This is a genomic window from Nitrososphaera viennensis EN76, assembly GCF_000698785.1.
Classification (GTDB): domain Archaea; phylum Thermoproteota; class Nitrososphaeria; order Nitrososphaerales; family Nitrososphaeraceae; genus Nitrososphaera; species Nitrososphaera viennensis.
This window is the reverse complement of the sequence record NZ_CP007536.1, coordinates 1,313,914-1,330,531: the sequence shown is the minus strand read 5'-3', so window position 1 is coordinate 1,330,531 and position 16,618 is coordinate 1,313,914. Positions and strand designations below refer to the sequence as shown.

Sequence of the window (16,618 nt, the reverse complement as noted above, 5' to 3'; positions counted from 1 at the left end):
TTTCAAAACTACTGCCGCCGATATCGATATACACACACGCACGACAGCTGGCAGCCTTTTAAACAACCTTTTGCCACCTACATCATCAACTTGCTTGAGTCGATCATCTGTTGTATCTCGTTTCTTTTCTTTTATCTTGGCGAACATAGAGGGCATTCAAGACGGCCTTCGTATCCGCGCTCATAGTCGAGCACCACCCCGTGCTCGCGGCACTTGAACAAACAGAACCTTTTCCCGTCATGGCACCCGAGGTTGACGTGGCCAAACAAGAGCTGAAAGTTTGTCCAGTAGCGGTTTCTTGTGATTTCTCGGCCCTGTGGCAGGCGGATTATCAACACAAAATCATGAACCTGTTTCTATAAATCAATTACTGTATGTGATATGGTAATTCTTTTCCTTTCTGCTAATTGCAATCAGGGATGTCTGAAATCATGTGTAAATCCTATAAAAAGAGAAAAAGGGCGTCACTTCCACGCTCGTTATGTTCTGTCTCTTAAAAAGGATGGCTGGAATTCTTCGTTGTCATCCTCTTCAAACTCTTCCTCTTCATCCTCATTGGGCGCTCCGCTATCCTGCCGCTGGTTCGTGTCGCCGCCATCATCACTATCATCCTGTAAAGGCAGCAATCCGGCGGCCATGTCTTCTCTAATGTAGTTCATTACCTGTTCGTTCTTGTCAAAGCGGCCGTCTTGGAGTTCCTGCAAGAATTCTTCGAACGAAATGTCTGTCTCAAACTGTTCTGCAAAGCTACTGTCCTTTTCAAGAAGGTCGACCGTGAATTTCTGTGGCGGTGCATCGAGCCGAGGCAGAAATATGGTGACATCTCTAAGGAAGGGATCAAACGTCCCGTCAAGCGGCTTTGATAGCTGCTGCATGTCCTCTTCAGACAGCATTTTACCTCTTAGTGACCGATCCAGTATTGGTGTTTCTTCTCCGTTTACCATGATATGACTTGGCACGTATGAATGCAAAGTTCTCATTGCTAGGTCGCCCGTAAGGTTCTCCGTGCCGTCCGGTTTTTGCTCGTGCTCGTTTGGCGCCGCCTCCGGTAGTGGTTCATGGAACGTATTTTGATAGGCCTTTGCCACCATCTTTAGGTAGGCCCGCACAGTCTTTTCTCTTGCAGCCTCCGGCTCCATCCCTTCATCAATGAGATCAAGGTGCATCTTGTCTAGCTTTACCGCTACGGTGCGAAGCGCGATATTCTCGCTATTCCTTGGCTCGCCGCCGACGGCTATCTGTTCTTCTCCATGATCCAGAAGGGTGCTCAGGTTGAGCCTTCTGTCTTCTCTGTTGCCCGGGTTTGGCCCGTCGCGGACCGTGTCGTACAAGTCGTGGGATACAAGCTGCAGTACTCCTAGGTCTTCAAGAGTGGCCCTGTCTCCACTGTTATAGACTGCCAATACATTCAACAACTCTCCATCGTCAGGCATGGTGACATCACGTACTCTGCTTGTGTCATCGATGTCCTCCCAATGATTAAATATGATGCCTCCTTTTTGGCTGGAAGTTGCATTTTCAACTTCCTGGTTTTCAACAGTTAGCTGGTACGTCTTGCCTGCTATCCCTTGAAATGTAATAGGAGTTAGTCCCGTCTTTACAGTCTCATTCGCTAGCTTGATTGTTGTCCGCATGTGAAGCTCTTCGTCATTGGCTGTCAATGCCTTTACGGTAAGGGTTGATGATGATTGTTCTGTGTCTTTGGATTTGGATTCTCGTGTGGTACCCGTGTCGACATTTGATATGGAATACCCCTCTATGGTGAGATCATTTGGCCGCGCTGCCTGTGCCACGCCTACAGGTGATGTGTGCGTTACAGAGCCAGCCAACATCAACATCATAAATGTGCACCCCGCGATCACATTTAGGTTTGAATTCATTTCGATTCTTTTCTACGTAAAAGAAATCCTTTAAAGCGCTTATGAAAGGTCTGGGAGATAATGACATTCACTGGAAACGTAATGTAATATCAATAAGGATGTTTGATATGTTAACATGCAGCACTATATGCTGCAACGAGACTCAGCAATGAAACCACAAAGGCACCGTCGAAATCTGAATAAGCATAAGTAATAATCATCCATAAAGATTTTACATAAGCCCAAGCTCCCCTCGTTAATCGCAGATGTTCTTGAGGGTCGCTGTAGCTGTTGCACTTGCCTCCGTGCTTGCCCTGACGGTGTACGCCGGTCAGCAGGCCCGGGCAGAAAACCTGAGCGCCGCGTTTTCTGCAAACTTTCTTGACGGATTATTCGAGTACAAAGCCGACATTGATGCAGGGCAGCTCTTCCCGACCAAAGAGGTCAAAGACGACATCATTGGCAACCTTACTGCCCGCGATTACGAGATACCTGACATCGAGCGCGAATTCATAGGGTTCAAGATAAGCGCCTCAGACATCAAGATATACGTCAAGCCTTCCAAGATAGACAGCGCCAACACGCGCCTTTCAGTTGACGTCGCGGGCAAAAACGTGGAAGTTGGGAGTAAGTACCTCAACAAGAAATACGACAGGCTGGACATCGATACCATCTACGGCATCTACAACGCCAAGACGGACAAGGTCACCATCCACGTGCCGTACGCCACCGCGCTTGCGCTGATGTTCCGGTAGTAGTTGGGAGTGCACATGTGTGTATGAACATTGGGCGTTTAACGGGTGGGTTTGGGAAAAAGGGGCTGTGTCAGTGCATCCTTAGCCCGCACTTTTGGTAGTACTTCTGGTGGTATTCTTCTGCCTTCCAGAATGGCGACGCCGGCGATACCTCTGTCACTATCTTTCTCTTGAACGCGTCCGAGTCCTGCAGCTTTTGCTTTATGGCTTCGGCAGCGGCCTTTTGCTCGGGACTGTGGTAAAAAAACGGCCGACCTGTACTGCGTGCCCACGTCCGGGCCCTGCCTGTTCGGGGTCGTGGGGTCGTGGTTTGCCCAGAACACGCTCAGGAGCTCTTCGTACGAAACCTGCGCCGGGTCGTACTCGACCTGTACCACCTCTGCATGGCCTGTCCTGTCTGTGCACACCTGCTCGTACGTCGGGTGTTCGACCTTGCCTCCCATGTAGCCCACCGCTGTTGATTTTACGCCCTTTACGCGGCCAAAGATGTCCTCGGAGCACCAAAAGCATCCCATGCCAAAAGTAGCCTTCATACGCTCTTGACTTGACAGGATGGAAAATTAAGCCTTTTTCCACATTGCACCCGGATCAGGAAATCCTGCCCTCGTTTCTGAGCTCTGACAGGATGCGCATCAGAGTGTCATAGTCGACGTCTATGCTGTTCAGGATAATAGAATGGTCCGTGGTGCCGTTCTTTTTGATAAACTTTTCAACGGCGGCCTTTTTCTTCTGGTACTTCCTGTCCTGCTGCACCATCGATAGCAATTGCATTAGCATAGTCAGTAATAAAAATAAACGGCTTTCCAAAAAGATTTAGAGCCGTTTCATACAACACAAAACGCGATGGCGCGGCTTGCGGCTTTTGACATGGACGGCACGCTCCTTGACGGCCGGCTCGTATTTGCGCTTGCCGAGCGCTTTGGGCTTGACGGCAAGGTCCGGTCTATTCAGGCAGACGGCAAGCTTGCCAATTATGAAAAGACAAAGGCAATAGCCGCCCTTTTCGCCGGCCTGGCTAGGAAGGACCTTCTTGCAGCAATAGAGTCGATCCCGCTTGCCGCAAACTGCGAGCGCGCCATGCCGCTTCTGAAGGAGCAGGGTTGGAAGATGGGAATAATAACCGACAGCTATGCGACGGCCGCGTCGGTGGTTGCAGAGAGGCTGCAGATGGACTTTGTGGCCGCAAACGAGCTTGAATTTAAAGGCGACATGATAACCGGCATCGTGCGCATGCCGCTTGGCTGGCAGGAAATAGGATGCACGTGCAAGCTGTCGGTGTGCAAGCGCTTTCACCTTGAAAAATATGCGACCAAGTTTGGCGTGCCGCTGGAAAACACGGCGGCAATAGGCGACACCCGGGCAGACATTTGCATGATAAGGCGCGCCGGCGCCGGGATCGCGTTCATGCCAAAAGACGACGACATTGCCGGCGCCACAAAAAGCGTGGTGCGCAGGCCGGACATGATGCAGGTCGCCCGGCTACTACTTGACGCCGCACATTGAGATGGATCTTATGCTCCTTGCAAGCAGGAGCGGCGCAAGCGCAAGCGCAGGCAGGCTTGCAGCTATAAACACCGTCTGAAATGGCGCAAGCGCGCTCGTGCTTGCGCCGGCGCCAATCGCGCCAAGGCCAAGCACTGCAGAAATCAGGCTTCCCGCGCAGGTCGGGCAGCCGACAAACAGACCCGTCGCGGCGCCGATGCCTCCCACTATGGAAGTCCTGCCCTGCAGGGCCTGCCTGAGCCTGTATGCATAGACGCTCAGCGCCACGTTAAAGCCGACCATGACAGACACGACGGTGGCAAGGATGACGTTGACTGGGATCACGAGCAGCAAAAAGTGGTCGGTGAAATACGCAGTGAACATGGGCATGTAGCCGGGCGCGCCGCAGCACGGTATCAGGTCAGTCGACGGGACTGCTATCCCGCGCTCTGAAAACGAAACGTCGGGTCGGTAAACCAGTATCTGGGAGAGGAACGCGAAAAATATGCCGTAACCTATTGCGGCTATTGCCATTATGCGCCAGTACTTTCTGTCCGAAAAGGCGCCGGTGATAAACGATGTCAGGCTGCTCCCGCCGGCGGTGCGCGCCTGCTCTGCGCGGAAGATGGTGTATGCACCGTACATGGCCGCGGCAAGCGAGGCGGCGGTGATGCCTAGGACGGCATATGCGAGGTTGGTCAGCTGCGACGCCTGCACCGGGGCGCCGGCGGAGGTGCCTGACAGCCGTGAGTAGATTATAAACGCGATTGCAAGCGAAAACAGGCCTGTAAACATTATCCTGTAGCCGCTTTCGCGCATGGCCCGCCAGCTCATTATCGTGCATAGAATGTCGTGCTTCAAATTAAATCGTATCGTCGGCATCATCATAGTTGTCGTTGTCCGCAAATACTTAATTCTCAGTCCTGCCAATACACTGTGTGATGCCCGGCCATGAGGACGAGTACGTCAGTGCAAGGATAAGTTACGTCGGATTCGTGGATCAGGTGGGGCTTGAAGGGGTGGTCATACTAAAGGCCGAGGACGGCCGCGAGTTTCCCATGCGGGCGTTCTCCGGCGAGGTGGCAAGGCACATCTCGCGCTTTCAGGAAGGAGACAAGGGCGCCATTCCAACCATCTACAACCTTGTAGAAGAGATTGCCGCAATGGCAGACCTGATGCTGACAGAAGTGCGCGTCTACCAGAGCGGGACAGTGCTGCGGGCAAACCTGTATTTCCAGGGGAGAAAGGGCGAGATAGTGCTCCGCAACTACCGCGCCTCTGACTCTATCGCGCTTGCCTCATACTATGACACGCCCATAAAGGTGCGAAAAAGCCTCTTTGAGGAGGCGCTTGAGCACTAGTTTAGCTAGGTGACAATGTCGCGCAGCTTGCGCTGCGCCACCGCGTTCTTTATTTCCATGGCAATCCTGCGGCCGACTCCCATCGTGTGGCCGTAATAGTATTTCGTGTACGGGCTTGTGGTCGCCATTATGGGGTTTCCTGGCACCCTGAGAGAGACATCATAGACGACAAAGTCAAGGTCGGTGGTGACGACGCTCTGGAGCGAAATCGGGCCGATTATCCCCGGCGGGTATTCCTTTCTTGCCGCCACTGCAAACTTGTCTCCCATCTCAAACACCTTTTCAAGAAGTGATTCCCGTATGCTTGCCGGCGTGTGGCCGACTTCGATGTTCTGCGTTTGGATGTCCATTTCAATCTGCTGTTTTGCCGGGATGGACACAAAGTCGTGGAGGTTGGTCTGCAGCCTGCGCTCAATCCCGAGGAACTCTGTCTCGCCTGTCAGGGGCGAGTGGAAAAAGTTGAGGTTAAAGTAGGTGCCAAGCACGTACTCCTCTATCACCGCGTTCTCCAGGTCCTGCTTGCTCACGGCTCCCTGCTCGATTTTTTGCTTTGCCTTTTTCTTGTAGTCCTCGTACGAGGTGACTATGAAAAACGCTCTTTCCAGCTTGCGCTTTGCCTCCTGCACCTTGACCATAGCCGGGCCGGCGATGTCTGACGGCTTGCGGTATATCCTGGGGTGGCGCAGGCCGGCCTTTTCGATGAGGTAGTACTGGTTCCTTGGCGCGGTGCGCTCTTCTGCCCGCAGGAGCAACCTGTTACCAAACACTGGCACCTTGAAGTTGTTCTCGATGTTGTCGTAGCCGAGGTACGCCGTAAATGCGCGGTGTGCGACCATTATGCAGTTCCTGTCGCGAAGCTTTTCCTGGTTCTCGCGGTTTAGTATGTCGGAAAACTTGTCCAGGATTATTATCTCGTCAGCGAGGCGCTTGAACCTGCGATACGGCAAGTCCCTGCCCTTCTGGCAGATGCAGATCGTCTTCATCCCCTCGTCCTTGGCGCCGTCCATCACCTCAAGGGCAGAGTGGCTCCCTATGGTGCCAATGGTGACGTCCTTTGGGTTGTAGTAGCGGTCTATTACCGGTGCGATCTGCTGCGGGCCGATCAACGGCTACAGAGAGAGAAAAGATTGTAATAAAAAGCCTTACTTTTTCGAGGTCTTGTTCAGCTCGAGGTCGATCGCCGCTCTCAGCTCGTCGTCGTTCTTGTTGGTGTAGTTGATGCCAAGCGAGTCTGCAATCTCTTCAAGCTTTTCCCTGCCGATCCTGTTGTTGCTGTCCTGGCTCTTTAACTGTTGGAGCTCGCGCTTGGCCTCGATCCTCGCCTTTTCGTATTCTGCGGAAGCCTTGCCAAAGGTCCTTGCAAGCTCGGGGATCTTTCTGACCCCAAAGAACACCACCACGATGATGATGATTATAAAGATCCATTCCATGCCTGACGGTATCTGCATCAGAAGGTTGAGCAGCCCTGTGGACATTTGTGAAAGCTACCCTGCCTTGGAATTTAAGTGTTATTAGGCCCTGGCCCCAGCGACCCTCTCAAGCTTTTTCGCCCTGCTCTCGACTGCGGCCATGCCTGCCAGGTACAGGACTATCATGGGGCCGGCAACAAACCACATGGTGATGCCGCTGCCGTCAGGCGTTATTATGGCGCCAAATACCACGAGAACGATGACGGCGTAGCGGATGTTGTTGCGCCAAAAGTAGGGCGACATGGCGCCAGTGAGGGAGATGCCGTACATCATGACCGGGAGCTCAAACGCGATGCCAAAACCGAGGAGGAACTGGAGGACAAACGAGATGAAGTCAGAGACGTTGAACAGCGCCACCGCGCCTATCGCCTCGCCGTACTGGTAAAGGAACTGAAGTACGAAGGGCACCGCCACGAGGTACGAGAACGCGACGCCTGCGACAAAGAGGGCAATTGCCGGCGCAACGACGTGAGATATCGACTTTCTTGCCTTGGGGCTTATCGCCGGCGCAATAAAGCCAGCTATCTCCTTGACGATGACCGGCATGGCGCCAATAATCCCTGCAAGCATCGAGACGTACACTTGGGCAAAGAACGCCTGCCCCGGCGCTATCTGGACCAGGGTGACGGTTGGCGGGATGAGGTCCTTTTGCATAAAGAGCATTATCTGGGCCGAGACGTTGTTTATCGGGTCCGGGAACGGGTATGCAAGCGGGATCCCCGCATACTCGAACGGGTGCAGGGAAAAGGCCATGCAGAATATCGTGATCGCAATGACTGCGATTGCCATGCGTACTATGCGTGTGCGCAGCTCGTCGATGTGCTCAAAAAAGGTCATCTCTGACGCCATTGCTTCAGGCTAGACTAGCCAGCCGTGGAATATAATTTATATCTAGTCGGGGCCCGGTATCGGGAGTGCCTTTCCGGCCGGAAGTTTCCACGCCTCGCTGTCCACCTCTTCCTTGGTGGCTTTCTCAAACTCTATCGTCAGTTCCACGGGCGCATTGAACTTTAAGGAAATCTCGTTTGCCAGGATGCCCACTGCCTTGCCGTCGGCAAACTCCTTTGACCCCTGCAAAAAGCCCCTTGCCTGCCTGTACAGCAGCTGCCCGCCAAACTTGCCCTGCAGGAACGCGGCCAGGTCATCGACCGTCTTTTTGGGGACGTCGTTAAAGTAAAAGCAGATCCCGTGGACCGGCTCTTTGTCAAACGGCGTGCCGTAGCGGTACCAGAACACTCCAAAATGCTCGTACTCGCCCTGCATGCATTTGATGTCCCAGTGGTTCGCCTTTCCGGCAGGGTATGCCGATTCCAGAACGTCGGTGATGCCAAGACGCCAGTACCTGACACGCATATACGGCGCATCTGTAACCCGCGGGATTATAATAACTAACGCGTCTTGTGTTCGATAAACCAGACAAAAAATAAAAGAGCCTTTCTGCAACCATGAAAGAAGAAGAAAAAGACATGGCGGCCAAAAAAAAGCAACAGCAACAACAGCAGCCTGGCAATGGTGATAATAGGATAAAGCTATTCGAGGAGATGGAGGCGCAGTTTGACGAAAAGAACGTCAACTATTTCAAGAAACTGCTGACGCACCGGGACAGCGTAGTCCGGACGAGGGCGGTGTGCATACTGGCAGAGATCGCCGGCAAGTCGGCGGTGACGCCAATAAGCAAGGTGTTGAAGAACGACGACAACGACTTGGTCCGCCACGAGGCCGCGTTCTCGCTTGGCCAGCTCGGCTTTTCAAGCGGGATAAAGCCACTTGCTGATGCCGTGAAAAACGACAAGAGCTTTTTCGTGCGCCACGAGGCGGCGGTGGCTCTCGGAGTCATCGGCTCGGAGGACGCAAGAAAAACGCTTGATGATGCCCTAAGAAACGACGAAAGCGAGGAGGTGCGCGACTCGGCAGTCGTCGCCCTGGCAAACCTCGACTATATCAAGGCAGTCAACAGAAAGAACGATTTTACCCGTATGACGGGTGGCTAACAATATAATACGGTGCCTGCCAGTATAGTGAAAATACATGCCTGAAGAAAAGGGCCAGTGGCTCAACAACATTGGCGGCAGCTGGCGCGACACCCGGTGCCCGTGCGGTAGCACGTTCCACTTTCGCGGCAAGGTGGACGAGCTGTTTGCCTGGGAGCGCATACACCTGCGCCACATGGAGTCTGACAGCGAAAACCACGAGATGCTGTCGTTTTATCCAAAGGACATGGTAATCATCTACCACTCAGCGTCGGGGTATGTAGTCGAGAGGCGCCGGCACCGCCGGGAGGAAATAAGCGAGGTCCATCAAGCACGCCTGTACGGAAACGCCAAGCTTGCTGGTGTCTAGCGTCTCTCAGTGCTGCTGTTGTTGTGCCTGCGGGCTTGATTCCCAGAGCCCAAACGTGTTGTTCTCTGTGTCTGTGCATATGGCATACCAGCCAAAGCCCTGCACCTCCGTCTTGGGCACCTTTACCGTGCCTCCAAGCTCCTGCACCTTTTTGGCATATTTCTCGACAGAGTCAACCCCGATGTAGTTGGTGATCCCTTGGTCTGGCGTTTTCCTCTTCATAATGCCTCCGCCTCCCACCTCCTTGCCATTGTGGTCGGTGGTGCCAAACATCAGGTATTCCACCGAGCCCTGCATCTTCTCGGTCTTCCATCCAAACAGCGCGCCGTAGAACTTGCCGGCGCGCTCGGTGTTGTCGCTTGGTATCTCAAAATAAACTATTGTAGCCATGTTACCTCTAGATAGCAGATATAGAAAAGTAATATTTTAATTGGCAGGTATCGATCAGGTAAGTGGGTGAAGGCGGGGTAAGTTGTCCATGGGGGATTATGCTGCGGTAATGCGGCAGTTAAAGCAGTGCCCGATCAACTACACGTTCCAGATAATTGGCAAAAAATTCACCATACTCATCATGCGCAACATGATGCTCTTTGGTCACAAGCATTTCAACGAATTTCTGACAATCGAGGGTATCAACCCAAAGACGCTCTCGCAGCGCCTCAAGGAGATGCAGAAAAACGGCCTTGTGGAACGCAAGGTGTATCCAGGGACGCCTGTCATGATAGAATATTTCCTGACTGAAAGGGCCATGGCCCTCAAGCCGGTGCTTGACCAGCTGATGCTGTTTTCGGTGCAGCATTACCCGCAGGAGGTGTGCAAGGACGGCATGCCCAAGACTCTTGAAGATTTGTACAAACAACAATAATAAGCGGGCCCGGTGGGATTCGAACCCACGACCTAACGCTTAGGAGGCGTTCGCTCTGTCCATGCTGAGCTACGAGCCCCCGCTTGAATGTTCACCAAGGTCGCGTTAATTTTAAGCCTTCGTCGCTATCTCTGCTGGCCTTGGCGCAAGCGTGATTACCCTGGGGCTTTCTGCAAAGTCAGGATCGGTCCAGCCGGCCGGGAAATACTGCTTGCCCTCATCAGAAGGGGCAAGCCCCGCCCTGCCTGCCGCCGACATCAATTCCAAAAACTGCGGGCTGTTCCCGTCGATGTCGGTCAGGATCTTGACTGCGCCGCCCTGGGCGAGCTTTTTGACAAGCACAGAGAGCCTCGTCTCTATCCTGGACTTTTCCTCCTGCGTGGCAAGCGTCTCGACGCGGCCTGGCATGACTATCAAAAAGTTGTCTATGGCGCCGTCGGGTATGGAAGGCAGGAGCTTTTGCACGTCGCCCCAGAACGCCGACGCGTTCTGCGGGTCAAGCTCGGCAAGCCTCGACTTGGCCTTCAGGACCTCGCTCTGGTCCTTTCCTATGCCGATGAAATACTCTGACCAGTTTTCCGACGCTATTTCCTGCAGCATCTCGCCCCGCCTCATGCCAAGTTCCACGTTTACCTTGAAGTAAATCTTGCGTGCCATCTCTATGGTGCGGTTGAGCGGGGTGGACGGGTTGCCCTCGTGGAAGAACTGGTATATCAGGTTCCACCGCCGGCGGAAAACATCTGGAAACCCGCGCTGGGCGAGAAGCTCCCTGTAGAGAGGCAGGTCTGCAAAGTCTGCAAAGAACGCGTCGGTCCTTGACACCGCCTCCAGCTTTGGCAAAAACAATTCGTCATAGAGGTTGTTCACCCTGTCCCACGCCCTGACGGGGTCGGAGACCATGTACGTCACGGAAAGGTCCGCAAGCCAGAGCACCTCTGCAAGCAGGTTCACCTTGCCGTTGTCCTTCAGCTGCGACAGCAGGGCGGAATACTTTTCCTGTGCGAGCTTTTGCTTGAAGAACGGAAAGTCTGTCCTCCAGATGAGCGTCTCGATTATGAGGCTCTCCGTGGGCGTCCAGTCTGACTTGACCCTCTCCGGGTGCGTGGTGGCGTAATCCTCCGGCGGCTGGAGCGACGATGATGGTGACGACCTGTACTGCCTGAAATATTCCTCAAACTCGGCGTTTGTCATGGTAAAGTACGCGTCGTGGATCCTCGTCCTTTGCACTTCCTGGACGGTCCTTGCCGCGCTTGGGCCCTTTGGCTTGCCCGAATTTGAGCCAAGCTCCTGCGCAGGGTCATAGTCGTGCAGGAGGCCAGCCACCAGCAAAAGCTCATAGTCCTTCGGGCCAAACTCGTAGCCGCGGAAATAGTCGGGGAGCAGCTGCATGGCGACGTACGCCACTTCAAGCGAGTGGTGGAAATTGTGGTACTCACTTGCACCCTCGCCCAGGCCCTGCCGGGTGTACGCGTTTTTCAAAAAGCGCACGAGCGTCTGGATCTGCGCCATCCTTGCAGGTGGGATCTTTTTTTTCTTTTGCGCAAGCTCCATTATCGACACCACGAGCTCGTCGTCACCCACATTCGCAAGGTTGGCGTTTGTCTCGTAGATCTTGCGCTCCTTTGCGCCTGGAAAGTTGCGTATGACCTGCCTGTAGACGATGCGCAGGGGCAGGCTCTTGTTCAGGTATATCACAAACGTCATAAAGCGCCACGGGTAGCGCACGCGCAGGCGCTCCCACCCCGCGACCTCGTTTGTGGCCGCCACAATCTTTCTGTTGACGTCGGCAATGAGCGCGCTCAGCTCGGGGCCTTCTGCCTCGTGTCCGGAGAAGCGCCCGCGCTCGGTGTTCATGACGAGCCACTGCGGTATCTTTACTATGTAGCGGTTCATTATCCTGCCCTCCTCGCTCTGGTCCCTTGAGGTGACTGCCACGTTTCGCATCCCGCTTCCAAACGGCAGGTCCCTGTCGCGCACCACCTGCAGACGTATTTCCCGGCCGGGGCTCTGCAGCGACAGCAGTATGTGCCAGTACTTACCCTTGTCCATCCATGCCGGGACCGTCGTCTCCTTATCCCAGAAATCCACAGGGCCGGACGGCACAAAGCCGTCCTCGTACTCCCTTGTCATGGGGTTGTACGACTTGTACTCATAGTCGCCTATGGTCGGGTCGAGCCGGCGCGCGGCAAGCCTTGCGTCAATGACTGCTCCTGCCGATTTCGTAAACTCTCTGTAGGCCATGATGCCCCAGATGGTGCCAAGCGCGCTGAACAGGGCAAAAATGCCTGAAACAATGTCGACAGTTCCGATAAAGTACCTGGGGATGAGCGGTATGCCAAACCAGCCGGTCGAAAGCAGGCCGGAGAAAAGAAGCAGGACAAAAAGCCAGCGCGCAGCATCGTGATAGTGGAGGCTGAACGGCAAGCCTCCGTTATGCCAGCCGTACACGCGGCCGCAAGAAACACTACTACTATCTCCCGGTTTTGAACCCAACATGCCTGCCTGCCGGTATATTTTCAATCGCGGTCTGTCCATCTATATATTATTTCGAGAAAGTCTGTCCATCGCGCCGCACAGGCCAGACCATTTTTCCGACTCGTAAGCGCCCCACTTTTCATAGCACACCACTTTTGCAAGATCCATCCTGGGAAGCCAGCCTGCGCGCTCTAGATCCGGCTTTGGCGCAAACTCCTCCACATAGCCGAGACACAGGTAGGCGACCGGCTTGACGTGCGCAGGTATTGCAAGTATGCGCTCAAGGTCCTCGTTTGAGAGTATGCTGACCCAGCCGACGCCGACGCCCTCTGCCCTTGCCGCAAGCCACAGGTTCTGAATCGCGCAGCAGACGCTGTAAACGCCCGTGTCCTCTATTGAAGTCCTGCCAAGCACGAACGGCCCAAAGCGTGTCGGGTCATACGTGACGCAGACGTTGAGCGCCGACTCCATTATGCCTTCAAGCTTTAGCCTGGAGTACCTCTCTTGCTTTTCCTTGTCGCTTTCAAGCATCTTTATCGAGCGCTCCCGCTCCCGCTCAAACGACTCTTTTACCTTCTTGCGCGTCCCTGCGTCCTTTATCAGTATAAAGTTCCACGGTTGCGAAAAGCCGACGGACGGCGCGTGGTGCGCGGCGTTCAGTATGCGCAAGAGCGCGTCGTCGGGGATGTCCTTCTTTTGCGCAAAGTGCGACCTGACGTCCCTCCTTGAAAATATCGCCTTGTACAGGCCCTCTTTCTCCGGGCCTGAAAGCGCGTAATCTGCCACTTCTCCTTCAGCCAAGTGTATGTGTCAGTGCTTTGGCGCGGCACCGGTGGTTATTAGATTTGCTGCTGCGCCCGCAAAATGTTCCTGACTGCCCTGTCGACGTTTTCGCTGTAGAGGTCGATGCCGACAAACCTGCGCCCAAGCGACACCGCGACAATGCCCGTGGTTCCCCTGCCGCAGAAAGGGTCAAGGACAGAGTCGCCCTTTTTGGTGGCAAAGAGGATAATCTTTTCCACAAGCTCTTCGGGAAATATCGCAAAGTGCTCGTTTCCATAGTGCGCCCTTGTAGCTATCTCCCACACGTTTGAAGGGTTCTTGCCGTTTGGGTTGCACACCGCAAATATGGGATAGTGCCTGTGGTCGCCTATCCTGCGCCGGGTCGCGTGCCTCTTGAACTTGCGGTAGCACGTCGGACAGAACTTTTCCGGGTCATAGCCGTAGGCGCGCGCTATCTCTGAAGTGCTCGGCAGCTCTGAAATCGGCGTTTTTGCAGTCGCGCCGTGGATTATCCCTGCAATTCGCTCCATCTCCTTCCGGTCGGGGTTTTCCGGCGCAAACTGCAGCATCTCCTCTGGCGGGACCCTGTTCCTGCCCTCCACTGCCTCGTTGCCCTGCACCCTCACCGCGTCGAGGTCCGCGTACGAGCGCGCGTTTTTGGAAAAGAACAGGACATATTCATACGCTTGTGAAAAGTTGTCACGCGAGCTGGAGCTTATGTTGTTCTTTTTGTACCAGATGATGTCCTCGCGAAACCTGTAGCCTGCCCTTGTCAGCCTTTCTGCAAGCCTGTGGGGCACCCGGAGCTTTTCCTTGCGCCGGCGCGTGTCGCCTATCACTATCCACAGGCTCCCGTCCTCTGCAAGCAGCCTCTTGCATGCGACAAAAATGCCTTCAAGCGCATCGAGATATTTTTCAACGTCGCGCTCCTGCCCTATCTCGCCCGTGTCGGAGCCGTAGTGCCGGTGGCAAAAGTACGGCGGGGACGTTATTATCGCGCGAAATGTCCCGGGCTCCATGCTCTTTGCAATGTCCCTAGCGTCGCCCTGCAGCACCCTGAAAGGATCGCCGGCCAAATTTCGTTTTAACAGCGCGTGCCGAGATTCTTAACCTTTCCTGCAAGCAACGCAACAAAATGTGTAACAATATATTTGGGCGGAAAAGGTAGTTGGCGTACGGGCGGGTGGTCTAGCTCGGTATGATACCTCGTTGACATCGAGGTGGTCGCGTGTTCAAATCACGCCTCGCCCACTTTTCTCTTCTCTTTGGAAATGCGTTTCTTTGTGTTGAGACAATCTGGTTTGTACATGTGCATCCTGGTTGGACGGCCAACCACATATTAATAAGGCTGGCTTGCGTAGATATAACCAGATGGCAGAAAAGGCAAAACGATCAGTGTTCGGCGCTTCCGTTTCCTCGCGCCTTGTAGAGAGATACCTCTTTAACTTTAGAGTGGCGCCTGACATTGTTGCAAGCCGCATCCCTGTCGACTGGCTAAAACCGCGCGTCGTAAACGGCTGGGGCGTAGTTTCGTTCTGCATATTAAAGCTAGAGCATGTCACGCTCAAGCCGCTGCCGTCCCTTCTGGGCTTCAACACAACTTCCTGCGCATACCGCTGCAGCGTAATAGACACGTCGGGGGAAAGGCCCGAGCCGTCCGTCTACATCCCTGGCAGGAGCACGGATCTTGCTATCGTCAGCCGCCTTGGCCCTGCCGTGTTTTCAGGGGCCATGCCGGTAATCCGCACCGGCATAGCCCACACGCCAGACTCTGTCGACATTACTGCAAGCTACCTTGACGGCAGGAACATGTTCTCGGCCAAAGTGAGGCCCGAGGTTCCGGAGAAACTGGACTCGCAGCTGTTTGGCTCATTTGACGAGCTTGTGGATTTCATAAAGGGCGGCGTCTCAAGCTACACGCCCTCCACCCGGGCAACCGTTACTCGCAAGTAGACCTTAAAGAGAACTCGACATACGAGCCCATTGATGCTGCCGTCGACTACCATTGCCTTGACGCGGCATGGCGCGACTTGGGGCTAGTCTTTGACAGTGCAATGCGGGCAAAAGGCGGGTACTATAATCTGACGTACATGGGAAAGCTACCGGTGCAGCTAGAGAATCCTCCCATCTTCGCATCATAAGCCAAAGCACCGTGAAGGTTCTCAAGTGGGGCTGGCATCGCATATACTTGTGGGAACTCTTCCGTCGCTGAAGCATGCCTGATGACAACATGACTTGCTTGCAATCTGCCTTATTAGGGGGCTTTACCTATCATCACCAGTCTTGGCGACAGCAGCATATGACGAACATATCATAAAATGCAGCATCTGCGGCCGCGCACTCATAGTCAAGGATACGGTAAACAACGGCGTGGCGTTTCTGAGCCACCTGAAGATAGACCACGGGATCACGTATTCCGTTCAGCAAATGACAGAATCACAGGCCGCGCAGAAAAGCAGCAGTCGCAGCCAGACGTTTGCGCCCTTGGAGTGAGATGAGCGCTGCCATGGTAAGATGGAGCTACATCGTGGTCTGCAAAAAATGCGGCTATATCTCGGCTGAAAAGCTTCCAGAGCAGGAAGCAAAGGATCTTAGGCATTCCCACATTGAGGGGAGTAATGGCTGTACCATAGGCCACATCACCCTGATGAAAGTCAGGACCTAGGCCACTCCTGCCTTTTTGTAGAGCATCCTGACGCATTCGGCGTACGTCCTGTACTTGAACTTGATCTCTTCGACAGGGCTGTCTACCTGTAGGCAATCGCGCTTTGTATCTATCTTGTACTTTTTGCCAATGTCTTCCAGTATCGTGTTCACGGTCGAGTTCTGGTACGACTCGACAATAAGCTTGGCCACAATGTTCATTGCAGCAGCTCCCGCTTATCAAACTATCCTGCTGCGCACAGAAAATAGAAACCCTAATCAGTCCTTGGCTGCAACCGTAGTGGCGGTGGGTAGTAGCAGGATATGGCAATAGACAGCGATGCGGAACAGGTATTCCGGGAAAACTATGCCCAGGAGCTGCGGAAGAAAAAACAGGTCGAGCTGGAAGACGAAAGGAAAAAGGTGAATCTACAGGGAATGAGGACGCCGGGTAGAAGGGGAGAGGAGATAAAGCACGAAGAGATCGACAAGGAGATAGTCCGGCGCTACAAGCTGAGCCAAAAAGTGTCCTGACCTGTTTTTGGCTGCAAGAACGCGATTTCCGGCAAAATCCTGGTCTTGATTG

At 53.9% G+C, this 16,618-nt stretch carries 23 protein-coding genes, 2 tRNA genes and 1 pseudogene; 11 read left to right on the top strand and 15 right to left on the bottom strand.

Annotation, left to right across the window (positions count from 1 at the left end; genetic code table 11):
* Positions 1–131: 131 nt before the first annotated feature.
* Both NVIE_RS14800 and NVIE_RS07605 read right to left on the bottom strand, forming a co-directional pair.
* Positions 132–338 carry a hypothetical protein gene (locus NVIE_RS14800; RefSeq protein ID WP_158435139.1) on the bottom strand — a complete coding sequence of 69 codons (207 nt, stop codon included), beginning with the start codon at positions 336–338 and terminating at the stop codon, positions 132–134.
* A 141-nt stretch (positions 339–479) separates the two neighbouring features.
* Positions 480–1,832: a hypothetical protein gene (locus tag NVIE_RS07605; RefSeq protein WP_144239568.1), complete on the bottom strand. Its 1,353-nt coding sequence runs from the start codon at positions 1,830–1,832 to the stop codon at positions 480–482.
* A gap of 293 nt (positions 1,833–2,125) precedes the next feature.
* On the opposite strand from NVIE_RS07605, the gene NVIE_RS07600 reads away from it, so the two are divergent.
* The gene (locus tag NVIE_RS07600) at positions 2,126–2,614 is read left to right on the top strand and encodes a hypothetical protein (RefSeq protein WP_144239567.1); all 489 of its coding nucleotides are present in this window, start codon (positions 2,126–2,128) and stop codon (positions 2,612–2,614) included.
* A gap of 70 nt (positions 2,615–2,684) precedes the next feature.
* Here the strand turns inward: NVIE_RS07600 and msrA are convergent.
* Positions 2,685–3,147: pseudogene (gene msrA, locus NVIE_RS07595) on the bottom strand (peptide-methionine (S)-S-oxide reductase MsrA).
* A gap of 55 nt (positions 3,148–3,202) precedes the next feature.
* Entirely contained in the window at positions 3,203–3,370 is a 168-nt protein-coding gene (locus NVIE_RS15390) for a hypothetical protein (RefSeq protein ID WP_158435138.1), read from the bottom strand.
* A gap of 87 nt (positions 3,371–3,457) precedes the next feature.
* On the opposite strand from NVIE_RS15390, the gene NVIE_RS07590 reads away from it, so the two are divergent.
* Complete coding sequence (locus NVIE_RS07590) at positions 3,458–4,117, top strand: HAD family hydrolase (RefSeq protein ID WP_075054727.1); 660 nt, start codon at positions 3,458–3,460, stop codon at positions 4,115–4,117.
* Here NVIE_RS07590 and NVIE_RS07585 read toward each other — a convergent pair.
* Positions 4,097–4,930: a hypothetical protein gene (locus NVIE_RS07585; protein WP_075054726.1), complete on the bottom strand. Its 834-nt coding sequence runs from the start codon at positions 4,928–4,930 to the stop codon at positions 4,097–4,099. The two genes, NVIE_RS07590 and NVIE_RS07585, sit on opposite strands and share 21 nt — an antisense overlap.
* Positions 4,931–5,037: 107 nt before the next feature.
* Here NVIE_RS07585 and NVIE_RS07580 point away from each other — a divergent pair, with 107 nt between their 5' ends.
* A complete protein-coding gene (locus NVIE_RS07580) occupies positions 5,038–5,457 on the top strand; it encodes a bifunctional nuclease family protein (protein WP_075054725.1) in 420 nt (139 codons plus the stop codon).
* A gap of 5 nt (positions 5,458–5,462) precedes the next feature.
* On the opposite strand, the gene NVIE_RS07575 is transcribed toward NVIE_RS07580, so the two are convergent.
* Genes NVIE_RS07575 through NVIE_RS07560 form a run of 4 tightly spaced genes read right to left on the bottom strand, consistent with a single transcriptional unit; the run spans position 5,463 to position 8,279 of the window.
* A complete protein-coding gene (locus NVIE_RS07575; protein ID WP_075054724.1) occupies positions 5,463–6,563 on the bottom strand; it encodes a formate--phosphoribosylaminoimidazolecarboxamide ligase family protein in 1,101 nt (366 codons plus the stop codon).
* A 36-nt stretch (positions 6,564–6,599) separates the two neighbouring features.
* Entirely contained in the window at positions 6,600–6,932 is a 333-nt protein-coding gene (locus NVIE_RS07570) for a twin-arginine translocase TatA/TatE family subunit (RefSeq protein ID WP_227717290.1), read from the bottom strand.
* A 36-nt stretch (positions 6,933–6,968) separates the two neighbouring features.
* Positions 6,969–7,775: a twin-arginine translocase subunit TatC gene (gene tatC, locus NVIE_RS07565; RefSeq protein WP_075054723.1), complete on the bottom strand. Its 807-nt coding sequence runs from the start codon at positions 7,773–7,775 to the stop codon at positions 6,969–6,971.
* Between the two features lie 42 nt (positions 7,776–7,817).
* A complete protein-coding gene (locus tag NVIE_RS07560; protein WP_084790691.1) occupies positions 7,818–8,279 on the bottom strand; it encodes a hypothetical protein in 462 nt (153 codons plus the stop codon).
* Positions 8,280–8,371: 92 nt separating this feature from the next.
* On the opposite strand from NVIE_RS07560, the gene NVIE_RS07555 reads away from it, so the two are divergent.
* Both NVIE_RS07555 and NVIE_RS07550 read left to right on the top strand, forming a co-directional pair.
* Positions 8,372–8,917 (top strand): HEAT repeat domain-containing protein, encoded by a 546-nt coding sequence (locus tag NVIE_RS07555; protein ID WP_227717289.1) that lies wholly within the window; start codon positions 8,372–8,374, stop codon positions 8,915–8,917.
* Positions 8,918–8,954: 37 nt separating this feature from the next.
* Positions 8,955–9,266: a hypothetical protein gene (locus tag NVIE_RS07550; RefSeq protein ID WP_075054722.1), complete on the top strand. Its 312-nt coding sequence runs from the start codon at positions 8,955–8,957 to the stop codon at positions 9,264–9,266.
* Between the two features lie 6 nt (positions 9,267–9,272).
* Here NVIE_RS07550 and NVIE_RS07545 read toward each other — a convergent pair whose 3' ends face one another.
* A complete protein-coding gene (locus NVIE_RS07545; protein WP_075054721.1) occupies positions 9,273–9,656 on the bottom strand; it encodes a VOC family protein in 384 nt (127 codons plus the stop codon).
* 88 nt (positions 9,657–9,744) lie between these two features.
* On the opposite strand from NVIE_RS07545, the gene NVIE_RS07540 reads away from it, so the two are divergent.
* Positions 9,745–10,131 carry a winged helix-turn-helix transcriptional regulator gene (locus tag NVIE_RS07540; RefSeq protein ID WP_075056077.1) on the top strand — a complete coding sequence of 129 codons (387 nt, stop codon included), beginning with the start codon at positions 9,745–9,747 and terminating at the stop codon, positions 10,129–10,131.
* Positions 10,132–10,135: 4 nt separating this feature from the next.
* On the opposite strand, the gene NVIE_RS07535 is transcribed toward NVIE_RS07540, so the two are convergent.
* The 4 genes from NVIE_RS07535 to NVIE_RS07520 form a co-directional block, all read right to left on the bottom strand.
* Positions 10,136–10,210, bottom strand: a tRNA-Arg gene (locus tag NVIE_RS07535).
* A gap of 32 nt (positions 10,211–10,242) precedes the next feature.
* Positions 10,243–12,627: an HD domain-containing protein gene (locus tag NVIE_RS07530; RefSeq protein ID WP_158435137.1), complete on the bottom strand. Its 2,385-nt coding sequence runs from the start codon at positions 12,625–12,627 to the stop codon at positions 10,243–10,245.
* 39 nt (positions 12,628–12,666) lie between these two features.
* Positions 12,667–13,407, bottom strand: coding sequence for a 5,6-dimethylbenzimidazole synthase (gene bluB / locus NVIE_RS07525; RefSeq protein WP_227717288.1), 741 nt, complete (start codon positions 13,405–13,407; stop codon positions 12,667–12,669).
* A gap of 38 nt (positions 13,408–13,445) precedes the next feature.
* Positions 13,446–14,465, bottom strand: a complete 1,020-nt coding sequence (locus NVIE_RS07520; protein WP_144239565.1) for a DNA-methyltransferase — start codon at positions 14,463–14,465, stop codon at positions 13,446–13,448.
* A gap of 101 nt (positions 14,466–14,566) precedes the next feature.
* Between NVIE_RS07520 and NVIE_RS07515 the strand changes: the two genes are divergently transcribed.
* From NVIE_RS07515 to NVIE_RS15385, 4 genes are all read left to right on the top strand, one after another.
* Positions 14,567–14,640, top strand: a tRNA-Val gene (locus tag NVIE_RS07515).
* Positions 14,641–14,760: 120 nt separating this feature from the next.
* Positions 14,761–15,342 carry a hypothetical protein gene (locus tag NVIE_RS07510; protein ID WP_075054719.1) on the top strand — a complete coding sequence of 194 codons (582 nt, stop codon included), beginning with the start codon at positions 14,761–14,763 and terminating at the stop codon, positions 15,340–15,342.
* Positions 15,343–15,672: 330 nt separating this feature from the next.
* Positions 15,673–15,882 carry a hypothetical protein gene (locus NVIE_RS07505; RefSeq protein ID WP_075054718.1) on the top strand — a complete coding sequence of 70 codons (210 nt, stop codon included), beginning with the start codon at positions 15,673–15,675 and terminating at the stop codon, positions 15,880–15,882.
* A gap of 1 nt (position 15,883) precedes the next feature.
* The gene (locus NVIE_RS15385) at positions 15,884–16,054 is read left to right on the top strand and encodes a hypothetical protein (RefSeq protein ID WP_158435136.1); all 171 of its coding nucleotides are present in this window, start codon (positions 15,884–15,886) and stop codon (positions 16,052–16,054) included.
* Here NVIE_RS15385 and NVIE_RS07500 read toward each other — a convergent pair.
* Positions 16,051–16,254: a hypothetical protein gene (locus tag NVIE_RS07500; protein ID WP_075054717.1), complete on the bottom strand. Its 204-nt coding sequence runs from the start codon at positions 16,252–16,254 to the stop codon at positions 16,051–16,053. The genes NVIE_RS15385 and NVIE_RS07500 overlap by 4 nt on opposite strands.
* A gap of 102 nt (positions 16,255–16,356) precedes the next feature.
* Here NVIE_RS07500 and NVIE_RS07495 point away from each other — a divergent pair, with 102 nt between their 5' ends.
* Complete coding sequence (locus NVIE_RS07495) at positions 16,357–16,566, top strand: hypothetical protein (RefSeq protein WP_075054716.1); 210 nt, start codon at positions 16,357–16,359, stop codon at positions 16,564–16,566.
* The last annotated feature ends 52 nt before the right edge of the window (positions 16,567–16,618 follow it).